This is a genomic window from Rhodanobacter soli (assembly GCF_039523495.1).
GTDB classification, from domain to species: Bacteria; Pseudomonadota; Gammaproteobacteria; order Xanthomonadales; family Rhodanobacteraceae; genus Rhodanobacter; species Rhodanobacter soli.
In genome coordinates this window covers 47,108-58,771 of sequence record NZ_BAAAFK010000002.1, presented here as the reverse complement: position 1 = coordinate 58,771, position 11,664 = coordinate 47,108, and the positions used below count along the sequence as shown (strand labels likewise).

Genomic DNA, 11,664 nt, shown 5'->3' with positions numbered 1-11,664 from the left:
CAAGCAGGGGAGGGGTAGCAGGACATCGGCAGGATCACGCCGCGCTGCGGGCCTGGGCGTGGGTCAGGGCGCGCCGCTCGCGGCGGACGGCCAGCCAGTCGGAGAAGCGTTCCATGTACAGGTAGATCACCGGCGTGGTGTACAGCGTGACCAGCTGCGACAGCAGCAGGCCGCCCACGATCGACACGCCCAGCGGCCGGCGCAGTTCCGCACCGATGCCGTTGCCCAGCGCCAGCGGCAGCGCGCCGAGCATCGCCGCGGCGGTGGTCATCATGATCGGGCGGAAGCGCAGCAGGCAGGCACGGCGGATCGCGTCGCGCGCGTTGAGGCCGGTGCGGCGCGCCTCGATCGCGAAGTCGATCATCATGATCGCGTTCTTCTTCACGATGCCTATCAGCAGCACGATGCCCACGATGCCGTCCACCGACAGACTCATGCCGCAGATGATCAGCGCCAGCAGCGCGCCGACACCGGCCGGCGGCAGCGTGGAGATGATCGTCAGCGGGTGGATGTAGCTCTCGTACAGCACGCCCAGCACGATGTAGATCACCACGATCGCGGCCAGCAGCAGCAGCACCTCGTCGCCGAGCGAGGAGGTGAACTCGGCCGCCTTGCCAACAAACTCGCCGCGCACCTGCGGCGGGAAGTTCAGCTGCTGCTCGACCTGGTGGATCGCCGCCACCGCGTCGGACAGCGAGTAGCCGGGCGCCACGTTGAACGCCAATGTCACTGCCGGCAGCTGCTGCTGGTGGCTGACCACCAGCGGCGCACTGGTGACCTCGGCGCTGACCAGCGAGGACAGCGGAATGGTGCCGCCGCCGCCGATCTCGAAGCCGACGTTGCCGGCGTTGCCGATGCCCGACGGTGTCGCCGAGTTGCTCGACTTCAACTGGCCGAAGCTGGTCGCGTTGCTGCCGGTGAGCGCGCCGTTGCCGTTGCCGCGCACGGTGAGCTTGTTCAGCAGGTCGTCGCTGGTGCGGAACTCCGGCGCCACTTCCAGCACCACGCGGTACTGGTTCAACTGGGTGAAGATGGTGGAGATCTGGCGCTGGCCGAACGCGTCGTACAGGGTGTCGTCGATGCTCTGCACCGGCACGCCGAGGCGGCTGGCCTTCTCGCGGTCGATGGTCAGCTTCAGCGCGTTGCCATTGTTGGCCAGGTTGTTGTCGACGTCGGCCAGCTCCGGCCGCTGGCGCATCGCCTGGGTCATCTGGTTGGCGTAGCCGGCCAGCTCGACCGAGTTCACGTCGGACAGCGAATACTGGTATTCGGTGGCGGCGACGCGGCTGTCCAGGGTCACGTCCTGCACCGGCTTCAGGTACAGCGCCACGCCCGGGATGCCGGCCACCGCGTGCTGCAACCGCGGCAGCAGTTCATCCAGGCCGTCGCGGTCGCCGCGGTCCTTCAGCACGATGCTGAGCTGGCCCTGGTTGAGGGTGGGGTTGATCGTGCCGGCGCCGATGAAGGCGGCCACGCCGGCCACCGCGGGGTCCTTGCGCAGCGCCTCGGCGACCGCCTTGGTGCGGTCCTCCATCTGCGGGAACGCGATGTTGTCGTCGGCCTGCACCACGCCGGTGATCAGGCCGGTGTCCTGCTCGGGCAGCAGGCCCTTGGGGATCACGATGTACAGGAACACGGTGAGCACCACCGCAGCGCCGGCCACCAGCATGGTCAGGCGCTGATGGTCGAGCACCCAGTCCAGCGAGTTCTCGTAGAGGTGCACCGTGCGCGACCACACCGTGCGCTTGCCGGCGGCGGCGTGACGCTCGTGCGCGTCGTCGCCCTCGGGCAGCTGGTCGGGCTTGAGCAGGTAGGCGCACATCATCGGCGTCAGCGTCAGCGACACCAGCATCGAGATGGTCACCGCGATCGTGAGCACCCAGGCGAATTCGTGGAACAGCCGGCCGGTGACGCCAGGCATCAGCAGCAGCGGCAGGAACACCGCCACCAGCGACACGGTCAGCGACAGCACGGTGAAGCCGATTTCCTTCGCGCCGACCTCGGCCGCTTCCTTGCCGTCCCTGCCCTGCTCGATGTAGCGCACGATGTTCTCGATCATCACGATCGCATCGTCCACCACGAAGCCGGTGGCGACCGCCAGCGCCATCAACGACAGGTTGTCCAGCGACATGCCGGTGAACGCCATCACGCCGAACGTGCCCATCAGCGACAGCGGCACTGCCACCGACGGGATGATCGTGGCCCACAGCCGGCGCAGGAACACGAAGATCACGCCGATCACCAGGAACACGGTGAGGATCAGGGTGAACTCGACGTCGCGCACCGAGGCGCGGATGGTCACCGTGCGGTCGGCGAACACGTCCAGGTGCACGTCGGCCGGCAGCGCGGTGCGCAGTTCCGGCAGCACGTTGCGGATCTGCTCGACGGTCTGCACGATGTTCGCGCCGGGCTGGCGGCGCACGTCCAGCAGCACCGCCGGCTGGCCGTTCGCCCACGCGGCGAGCTGGTCGTTCTCGACGCCGTCGACCACCTTGGCCACGTCGGACAACCGCACCGGCGAGTTGTTCTTGTAGCTGATGATGGTGTTCTTGTACTCGGCCGCGTCGCTCAACTGGTCGTTGGTGCCGATCGAGTAGCTCTGCGTCTTGCCGTTCAGCGTGCCCTTCGGCGCGTTGACGTTGGCCTGGGTCAGCGCGCTGCGCACGTCCTCCATCGTGAGACCGAGGTTGGACAGCTGCGCCGGGTTGACCTGCACGCGCACCGCGGGGCGCACGTTGCCGGCGATCGAGACCAGGCCCACGCCCTGCACCTGCGACAGCTTCTGCGCAATGATCGAGTCGGCCAGGTCGTTCACCTCGCGCAGCTGGCGGCTGTCGGAGGTGAGCTTGAGGGTGAGGATCGGCGCGTCGGCCGGATTCACGCGGTTGTACACCGGCGGATACGGCAGGTTGCCCGGCAAGGTGCCCTTGGCCTGGTTGATCGCCGCCTGCACGTCCTGCGCGGCGATGTCGACGTCGCGGTCCATCGAGAACTGCAGGATGATCGTGGACAGCCCGGCGGAGGAATCCGAGCTCATCATGGTGAGCCCGGAGATCTGCCCCAGGTTGCGCTCCAGCGGCGTGGTGATCAGCGCCGCCATGGTGCTGGCGCTGGCACCCGGGTACTGCGTGCTCACCACCAGGCTGGGCGCCTCGATCTCCGGCAACGCCGAAACCGGCAGCTGGCGGTAGCCGAGGATGCCGAGCAGCAGCACCGCCACCATCAACAGCGAGGTGGCGATCGGGCGGCGAATGAAGAGGGTCGAGAATCCCATGGCTATCCGTAACGTGTAGGTGCGGGTTCAGCCGCGATCATGGCCGGGACACGGCCGGGTTCGCACGGCTGCGGTGGCGTGGCACGGGTCGGCACGCGGCCGCTCAGCCGCGACGGCGACCGCCCTTGCTGTTCTGCTTGGCTTTCTCCAGTTCGGCCGCGGTCGGCGCCGCCGGCACTTCGCCCGGCTTCAGCGCGTTGACCTTGCTGCCCGGCTTCAGCCGGAACTGGCCTTCGGTGACGACGCGGTCGCCGACCTTGAGGCCGCTGCCGATCATCACGTGACTGTCGCCCACTTCACCGGCGATCGCCACCACCTGCATCTTGACCGTGCTGTCGGCCTGCACCTGGTAGACGTAGTCGCCGTCCGGACCGCGCTGCACCGCCTGCGCCGGAATCACCAGACCGCCGTCGACGGTGCTCACCAGCAGTTGCACGTTGACGAACTGGCCCGGCCACAACTCGTTCTTCGCGTTCGTGAACTCCGACTTCAGGCGGAACGTGCCGGTGCTGGTGTCGATCTGGTTGTCGATCACCTTGAGCACGCCGCCGCTGGCGATCGGGTGCGCATCGGTGCGGTCCAGCGCGGTCACCTGCAGCGCGGCGCCTTCCTGGGCGGCGGCGGCACGCACCATGTCGAGGTTCTGCTCGGGCAGGGTGAACATCACATTGATCGGATGCAGCTGGGTCAGCGTGACGATGCCGGTGCTGGTGGTCACCACGTTGCCCGGATCCACGTTGCGGATGCCGGCGAGGCCGTCGATCGGCGAGATCACCTTGGTGTAGGCCAGCTGCACCTGGCTGTCGCGCACGCTGGCCGCATCGGCGGCCACCGCGGCCGCGTACTGCGCGGCGGTGTTGCGCAGGGTGTCCAGGTCCTGCCTGGAGATGTAGCCCTTGGCGGCCAGGTCCTGGCTGCGCGCCAGGTTGCTCTTCGCGGTTTCCAGCAGCGCCTGGTCCTGGCGCTGACGCGCCACGGCCTGGTCATGGGCGGCCTGGTAGGTGCGCGGATCGATCTGCGCCAGCACCTGGCCCTTCTTCACCGGCTGGCCCTCGGTGAACTCCAGGCTGAGCAGCTGGCCGCCCACCTGCGGGTTCACGGTGACCGTGTTGAGCGCCTGCACCGTGCCCAGCGCGGTCAGGTAGACCGGCACGTTCTGCTTGACCACCGGCACCACGGTGACTGGCACCGGCGGCGTTTCATCCTTGCCATCCTTGCCGCCCTTGCTCTTGGTGGCGGACTGCGCCGACGCGGAACCGGCCGGGGTGGCCTTGTGCAGCAGGCGGAAACCCACCGCTGCCACGACGATCACGGCAATCACGATCAACGCGATCTTCCAAAAACGCGACATGTAAAACTCCTGGATTGAACGGTGCGCCCGACCGGCACACGACTGCGTGGCATGTGTCTGCAAAACAACGGACGCCTGCCGGGCCATGCCGGCACGCGTCTCTTGAGATGAAAGCATAGGGGCAGATCAACGAACTTGAACAATGCCGGTTGACATGGGTACAGCATGACCGATGGCAGGGGCGCCGCCCGCTGCAGGGCCATCCGCAGGCACCGGGCGGGCTGCCGCGGCAGGCACGGTCACCGCGGCGGGTCGCCGCGGAAGCCTGAAACTTGCCGCGCGCTTCGTTTATAATCGCCGACTGTTGCCTGTCCGACCCCCGAATCCGGGTCGAACGGCAAGCGTGATCCGTGCCGTGCACTCACGCACGGCAATCCACACCGGGACGCGTCCATCGGGCCGGTGCGACAGCAACAGGCAATTCAGGCAGGTCGGGGCAGCCATCGTGGCGTTCCGCCTTGCCCACTGACAGGAGTACGTGCGTGAGCGGTCCCATGAGCAAGTCCGACCAGAGCGTCTTGCGCCAGTTTTCGATCATGATCGGCGGTCTGGCCGTGCTGACGGTGGTGCTGATCTTCGCGGCGCTGGCGATCCACGACCACGAGCCGAAGGAAACCAACCCGAAGCAGCCCGCCAGGGTTGCCGCGCGGATCGCGCCGGACGGCGCCGTCTACGCCGGCAATACCGGCCGCGCCGCCATGCAGGCCGCCGCCGATGCCGCGACCAAGGCCGCCGCGTCGCAGGTCGCCTACGGCGGCACCACCGACGGCAAGGCGATCTACGATCACCTGTGCACCAGCTGCCACACCTCCGGCGTCGCCGGTGCACCGAAGACCGGCGACAAGGCCAACTGGGGGCCGCGCGTGGCCCAGGGCATCGATACCCTGGTCAAGCACGCGATCGAGGGCTACCACGGCCCCGACGGCAACTTCATGCCGCCGAAGGGCGGCAACCCGGCGCTCACCGACGAACAGGTGACGAATGCCGTGCACTGGATTGCCGATCAGGTGAAGTAACGCTTCAATGAAACGAAATCAAACGCCGCCCCTCCCGGGCGGCGTTTTCGTTTGCCCCTTGGCCGCAGAGCGCGCAGACGCTCACTCCGCGTGCGCCTCGATCCACTCCCGCGCAAACTCTCGCAGCTCCGGAAAGAACGCCTCGAAGCGCCCTTGCAATTCCGCTTCCCGTTCCAGCAGCACCGGCAACGCCGAATCCAGCGGATTGGCGCGGCTCAGGCGCTGCCCGATACCGCCCAGCGCCTCGCCCAGCACGGCGTCGTCGGCGTAGCCGGCCGGCAGGCCATACGCCTCCATGTAGTTGCGAAAGCGCCGCAGCGGTGGCGGCAGCAGCGCATCCTGCCGCCACAGCAGGGCGCGCAAGGCGACGGAATACTCCGGCAGCGGCTGCACGCTCCAGCGTGGAAAATCGCGCGCCAGACAGCGGTCGAACCACATGTCCAGCAGGATCCCCGCGTAGCGTCGATACGGCGATGGCAGCAGCGCCTTCGCCGTCAGCACTTCGGGATGAGCATCGGTGTACACGTCGATCGCCCGATGCAGGCGGATGCCGGCGATCACCCGCGACGGCAGCACGGCCGGGTCCGGTTGTCCGTGCACGAAGTCGCCCAGCATCCCGCCGAGCTGCAGGGCCTCGTCGTCGCCGGCCAGCAACGCATGCGCCAGGTGGTTCATCCGGGGCCTCCGCGGCAGCCGATCCGCCCGGCGGTTATCATCGTGCACATGAATCCCACCGAGCTCTCTGCCGAACCTGTCAGCTTTCCGGACGTCGCCGCCAGTTTCATGCTCGACGGCCCCGCCGGCAAGCTCGAGACCATCAGCGACGTCGCCGAACCGGCCTGTGCGCGTCGCGGCGTGGCCGTGCTGTGCCATCCGCTCACGATCGAGGGCGGCACCATGCACAACAAGGTGGTGACGATGGCCGAGCGGGCGCTGCGTGAATCCGGGCTGGATACGGTGCGCTTCAATTTTCGCGAAGCCGGCAATTCGGCGGGCAGCTACGACAAGGGGCATGGCGAAAGCGACGACCTGGCCGCGGTGGTGGCCTGGGTGCGCCGCACGCGCCCGGACGATGCGTTGTGGCTGGCCGGTTTCTCGTTCGGCAGCTACGTGGTCATCGCCAACGCGGTGCGCCTGCGCGCCGATGCGTTGATCAGCATCGCGCCGCCGGTCGGGCGCTGGCCATTCGAGGCGGTCGCGTTGCCGACCTGCCCGTGGCTGATCGTGCAGGGCGAGGCCGACGAGATCGTCGAGCCGCAGGCGGTGTTCGACTGGGTCGAGACGCTGAAGCACAAGCCCGAGCTGGTGCGCATGCCCGAGACCAGCCACTTCTTCCACCGCCGGCTGATGGACCTGCGCGGCGCGATCAAGCATGCGGTGCGCGGCTGGCTGCCGCCGAAGCGGCATGCCTGACGACCGCCGATCATCCCCTGCCAAGACTTGTCCGTTCCATGAGTGAATCCCCCTCGCTCGCGCCCAGCGCGCGCTACCTCGAAGGCGTCGCCGCGCACCGCTGGGAGTCCGACCCGACCCAGCTGGCACTGCTGCCGGAGTTCGACCGCATGCACGCTGCGTTGTGCGCCGAACCGGCGAACGGCAACGGCCTGTTCGGCCGGCTGAAATCGCTGCTCGGCAACGACCCGCCCGAAGCGGTCGCGGGACTATACCTGTGGGGCACGGTCGGCCGCGGCAAGACCTTCCTGATGGACCTGTTCGTGGCCAGCCTGCCGCACGGCGTGGCGCTGCGCCGGCACTTCCACCGCTTCATGGGCGAGGTGCACGAGAGCCTGCGCGGCCTGGGCGAGCAGCAGAGTCCGCTGGTCGAGGTCGCCGCCGGCATCGCCGGACGCTGCCGCGTGCTGTGCCTGGACGAGTTCCTGGTCAACGACATCGGCGACGCGATGATCCTGTCCAACCTGCTCGACGCACTGTTCGCGCGCGGCGTCACCCTGGTCACCACCTCCAACACCGCGCCGGCGAACCTGTACAAGGACGGCCTGCAGCGCGCGCGTTTCCTGCCTGCGATCGCACTGATCGAACAGCGCTGCCACGTGGTCGAGATGGCTTCTTCGCGCGACTGGCGCCTGCGCGCGCTGACCCAGGCACCGGTCTACCTGACCCCGCCCGGCGCCGAGGCGCATCGCGCGCTGGCGCGCATCTTCGCCAGCCAGGCCAGCGGCAACGTGCAGGAGGATGGCGTGCTGCACATCAACAGCCGCGGCATCCCGTTCCACAAGCGTGCCGACAACATCCTGTGGTTCGACTTCGCCGCGCTGTGCGAAGGCCCGCGCGCGGTCGCCGACTACATCGCACTGGCCAAGGCCGGCCCGGCGATCATCGTCTCCAACGTGCCGCAGTTCACCGTCTACAGCGAGGACGCGGCCAAGCGCTTCGTGCAATTGGTCGACGAGTTCTACGACCGCCACGTCAAGCTGGTGCTGTCCGCCGCCGCGCCGATCACCGAGCTGTACGACGGCGAGCGCCTGCGCGCCGAGTTCGGCCGCACCGAGTCGCGGCTGATCGAGATGCAGAGCGAGGAATACCTGGCCTTGCCGCATCGCCCGGAGTGAGGCGACGGCTCACAGCGCCGTCGCCGTACCGGGATGCGCCCGCTGGAAGCGGCGGTGGTGGATCAGCAGGCCGCTGAAGTAGACGATGTAGTAGCCGACCAGCAGGCCGATCACCAGCATGGTCAGCGGACTGGCGGCGTAGCCCATCGGCGGCATCGCACCAGGCGCGGCCGAGACCTGCTGCATCTGCGGCCACACGACCATCAACCGCCAACCCAGCCGGCCCAGCAGCAGCACGGTGAGCAGCGCACCGATCCACGGATTCGGCACGTAGCAGTCGCCCTTCACCGGGTCGACCTCGAAGCGGGTCAGGCGCAGGCCGAGCAGGCCCAGCGCGCCACCGAGCAGCGCGCCGCCGAGCAGCCCCTCGGCCAGTGCGACGTGGTGGAATCCGCCGAGCGCCAGCAGGCCGCCAAGGATCGCGAACACCGCGACGCGGAAGATCATTCGCTTGCGCCGGATCGGCTGGCGGCCAAACTGCCGGCTCACCCGCCGCCAGACGATCCAGGCCAGCAGCGGCAGCATCACGAAGTACGAGGTTAGATGGGCGGGCATCGAGATCACGGCGGGGTGGACGTGCGCACAGCTTAGTCGAATCGGCACGCCACGACGGCCGCCAGCCGCTGACGCGATGCCCGGCGGATCAAAGCGGGTAGCTGACCGACAGCATCAGGCTGTTGTTCCAGTAACCCGCGCCGCCGCTGCTTTCCGAGGCGGCCGAACTGCGACCCAGCTGCAGCTGCAAACGGCCGTTGCGCGGCAGGCGCCCCTGCAGTGAAACCTGCCAGCCGTAGATGCCCGCGCCGGCGCCGTCAATGAACTGTCGGCCCATCTCGGCCGTGGCGCGCAGCTTCCAACCGGGGCCGAGACCGTACACGCCGATCAGGCCCGCCTGCACCGCGCGGTAGCGGGCCGGATTGAAATACACCCCACGGCTCGGCTGACTGCCGTGAAAGACGCGCGTGGACAGCTGCGCGCCGAGCGCGGCGGCGGTGTCGGGGATGTCGCGCGGACTGAGCAGCACGCGCAGCGAGCCGCCGTCGCGGCGGTTGCCATCGCTGAACGTCTGGCGGTAGTACGTCGGAATCACGTACCAGGACGCTGCCGCGCGCAGGCTGCTGGCGAGGCTGTAGGTGTTGCCGACGAGCCGCCGCCCGATCGCCGCATCGGTCAGCAGCGGCGCGCGCTCCGCCCCGGCCGACAGGCTGAAGCTGTCGCTGCTCCGCCACGTCCAGTTCACGGCACCCTGCAGGTACTGCCAGGCACCGCTGTGGCCCAGGCCAAGCCGCAGATCGGCATAGTGCTCGTCGACGATGCGCCATTGGCCCAGCAGCGCCGCCTCATCCAGCCGGTGCTGCCGCTGCCGGTCGTCCACCCGCGTGGTGCCGAAGGCAGCGCCCCACGCCTGCACCAGTTGCGCACCGGCACGCGGGGCGGAACGCCAGGCGGCACCCGCATGCCAGGTATCGAGATCCTCGCTGTCGTGGCTGAAGCTCAAGCTGCCTTCCACCTGCGGTGCCAGCGCGTATTGCATGTCGTCCCGCAGCAGCCGGTACTGTGCCCCGGCGTAGGCCGCCGCAGGCGGCGTGGCGGTCAGGTAGGCCGTGCTCTTGTCCTGCCAGCCCAGCGCCTGCATCGCCCGCAGCAGCTCCAGGGTCGGCGCAGCCCGCCCCTTGGCGAACGGTGCCACCAGCGCGTACGCCTTGCGCGGGTAGTCCTGCGCATTCAGGGCCTGGGCCAGCCCGCTATCGGCCAACTGTCGCCCGGCAGTATCGCCGGCCTGTTCGCGGGCGATACCGAACGCACGCGCGGCGGCCGGGTAATCGCCCAGCCACAGGCTGGCCCGGCCCAGGCCAATGGCCGCCGCAAACAAGTCTTCCTGATTGCCCGGCTGCGCCAGCGCCGCGCTGAACAACGCGCGCGCCCGCTGCGGCGCGCCGGCCTCGAGCGCAGCGCGCCCCGCGCGTACTCCGTCCGCCACGGTCTGCGCATGCACGGCGGGCATCAGCAACAGCAGCAACAGCGGAAGGGCGCGCTTCATTTCGTCCCCCAGCGCTTGCGCAGGTTGAGCAGTTCGGACAGATAGCCCACCACGCAGCCAGGCTGCAGCACGAAGCCGTAGAACAAGGCATACATCACGAAGCCCACCGGATTGCGGCGCACCTTGAGGCCTTGCGCGCGGAACATCTGCGACTGGACGTAGAACATCAGATAGTTGACGACGAAGGCCAGCGGCAACACCAGCAGGGTCATCGGGCCGGCCAGCCAGTAATAGCCGAACAACGCCAACACGAGTCCCGGCACGAAGAACAGCGTGTAGACCAGGTCCATGTAGGGGAACAGCAGGTTCCACCAGATGAAGATCGTGCTCATGCGCCGACGAAACAGCAACTGCGGGTACGCCTTGAACGCCTCGATCAACCCGCGTGACCAGCGCTGGCGCTGGCGGATGAATTGCCTCCACGTGGCGGGTGCATTGGTGAACGTGACGGCGTCTTCGCAATAGCCCACGCGGTCGCCGCGGTTGAGTATCGCCCAGGTCAGCACGATGTCCTCGCCCACGCACTCCGGCCAGCCGCCCAACTCGCGCAAAACCTCGGTGCGATAGAGCGAGAACGCGCCTTGCGCCACCAGGGTGCCCTGGAACAGGCTCTGCAGCCGCTTGATGGCGGCGATGCCATGGAAATAGTCCCATTCCTGGACCTTGGTCACCAGATTCAGGCGCGAGTTGCGCAACAGCACGGCCCCGGCCACCGCCGACGTATTCAGCGGATCGCTGAGGAAACGGCCGACCAGATGACGCAGCGCATGACGGTACAGATACGAATCGCCGTCCAACGTGATCGTCAGCGAATGCCCGGCCAACTTGAGGCCCTGATTCAGCGCATTGGCCTTGCCGCCGTTGCGCTCCAGATCGAGCACCTGCAGCCACGGATAGGACACGCTGCGCAAGCGTTCCATGGTGGCGTCCGTGGAACCGTCGTTGATCACCAGCACCTGCATCGGTGCCGGGTAATCCTGCTTGCTCAGACTTTCCAACGTGGACAGGATGGAATCCTGCTCGTTGTACGCCGCCACCAGCACGGTGATACCCGGGTAGGTGGCGATCGCGGTACGCGGCGGTCGCCGATCCAGCAGCAGCCCCACCACCAGGAATGCGTTCATGAAACCCGGCAGGATCGCGATGCCGAGGATCGCCAGATGCGCGAAGAAACCGCCCATGATGAGAGCCAGCTCATCGAGCCAGTGCTGCGCAATCAGATAGGAGCTCACTCCCCACGCCAACGCCAGCATCAGCGTCACGGCGAACTTCAGTCGCACGGGTACGTAACGCGTCCGACTCAGCAAGCTGGCGACCGCGCCGGGACGGCGAGGTCCGGCAAGGGCGTCCACCGCAACCTCGGCTTGTATGCGCTTGCTGACGGGCAGCTTCATGAATATCAATCCAGGGGC

Annotated in this window: 9 protein-coding genes; 3 read left to right on the top strand and 6 right to left on the bottom strand. The window is 67.9% G+C overall.

Annotated features, from left to right (window positions below):
- Positions 1-34: 34 nt before the first annotated feature.
- Positions 35-3,274 carry an efflux RND transporter permease subunit gene (locus ABD024_RS15320; RefSeq protein WP_343854985.1) on the bottom strand — a complete coding sequence of 1,080 codons (3,240 nt, stop codon included), beginning with the start codon at positions 3,272-3,274 and terminating at the stop codon, positions 35-37.
- Positions 3,275-3,377: 103 nt separating this feature from the next.
- Complete coding sequence (locus ABD024_RS15315) at positions 3,378-4,625, bottom strand: efflux RND transporter periplasmic adaptor subunit (protein WP_343854981.1); 1,248 nt, start codon at positions 4,623-4,625, stop codon at positions 3,378-3,380.
- Between the two features lie 494 nt (positions 4,626-5,119).
- Between ABD024_RS15315 and ABD024_RS15310 the strand changes: the two genes are divergently transcribed.
- A complete protein-coding gene (locus ABD024_RS15310) occupies positions 5,120-5,641 on the top strand; it encodes a c-type cytochrome (protein WP_343854977.1) in 522 nt (173 codons plus the stop codon).
- Positions 5,642-5,722: 81 nt separating this feature from the next.
- Here the strand turns inward: ABD024_RS15310 and ABD024_RS15305 are convergent, their stop codons facing one another.
- Positions 5,723-6,316, bottom strand: a complete 594-nt coding sequence (locus ABD024_RS15305; RefSeq protein WP_343854972.1) for an acyl carrier protein phosphodiesterase — start codon at positions 6,314-6,316, stop codon at positions 5,723-5,725.
- Positions 6,317-6,364: 48 nt separating this feature from the next.
- On the opposite strand from ABD024_RS15305, the gene ABD024_RS15300 reads away from it, so the two are divergent.
- Together ABD024_RS15300 and zapE are read left to right on the top strand one after the other, a co-directional pair.
- A complete protein-coding gene (locus ABD024_RS15300) occupies positions 6,365-7,054 on the top strand; it encodes an alpha/beta hydrolase (RefSeq protein WP_343854967.1) in 690 nt (229 codons plus the stop codon).
- 38 nt (positions 7,055-7,092) lie between these two features.
- A complete protein-coding gene (zapE, locus tag ABD024_RS15295) occupies positions 7,093-8,211 on the top strand; it encodes a cell division protein ZapE (protein WP_343854964.1) in 1,119 nt (372 codons plus the stop codon).
- 9 nt (positions 8,212-8,220) lie between these two features.
- On the opposite strand, the gene ABD024_RS15290 is transcribed toward zapE, so the two are convergent.
- From ABD024_RS15290 to ABD024_RS15280, 3 genes are all read right to left on the bottom strand, one after another.
- Complete coding sequence (locus ABD024_RS15290) at positions 8,221-8,766, bottom strand: CcdC protein domain-containing protein (protein WP_343854954.1); 546 nt, start codon at positions 8,764-8,766, stop codon at positions 8,221-8,223.
- A gap of 88 nt (positions 8,767-8,854) precedes the next feature.
- On the bottom strand, positions 8,855-10,252 hold the full coding sequence (locus tag ABD024_RS15285; RefSeq protein WP_343854950.1) for an ATP-binding protein: 1,398 nt from the start codon (positions 10,250-10,252) through the stop codon (positions 8,855-8,857).
- Entirely contained in the window at positions 10,249-11,646 is a 1,398-nt protein-coding gene (locus tag ABD024_RS15280; RefSeq protein ID WP_343854946.1) for a glycosyltransferase family 2 protein, read from the bottom strand. Before ABD024_RS15280 ends, ABD024_RS15285 begins: the two co-directional genes overlap by 4 nt.
- Positions 11,647-11,664: the final 18 nt, after the last annotated feature.

Bases quoted from the DNA above. Each gene is read 5' to 3' on its own strand.
- ABD024_RS15280 (WP_343854946.1), bottom strand. From the start codon at position 11,646: ATGAAGCTGCCCGTCAGCAAGCGCATACAAGCCGAGGTTGCGGTGGAC.
- ABD024_RS15310 (WP_343854977.1), top strand. From the start codon at position 5,120: ATGAGCAAGTCCGACCAGAGCGTCTTGCGCCAGTTTTCGATCATGATC.
- ABD024_RS15290 (WP_343854954.1), bottom strand. From the start codon at position 8,766: ATGCCCGCCCATCTAACCTCGTACTTCGTGATGCTGCCGCTGCTGGCC.
- ABD024_RS15315 (WP_343854981.1), bottom strand. From the start codon at position 4,625: ATGTCGCGTTTTTGGAAGATCGCGTTGATCGTGATTGCCGTGATCGTC.
- ABD024_RS15285 (WP_343854950.1), bottom strand. From the start codon at position 10,252: ATGAAGCGCGCCCTTCCGCTGTTGCTGCTGTTGCTGATGCCCGCCGTG.
- ABD024_RS15305 (WP_343854972.1), bottom strand. From the start codon at position 6,316: ATGAACCACCTGGCGCATGCGTTGCTGGCCGGCGACGACGAGGCCCTG.
- zapE (WP_343854964.1), top strand. From the start codon at position 7,093: ATGAGTGAATCCCCCTCGCTCGCGCCCAGCGCGCGCTACCTCGAAGGC.
- ABD024_RS15320 (WP_343854985.1), bottom strand. From the start codon at position 3,274: ATGGGATTCTCGACCCTCTTCATTCGCCGCCCGATCGCCACCTCGCTG.
- ABD024_RS15300 (WP_343854967.1), top strand. From the start codon at position 6,365: ATGAATCCCACCGAGCTCTCTGCCGAACCTGTCAGCTTTCCGGACGTC.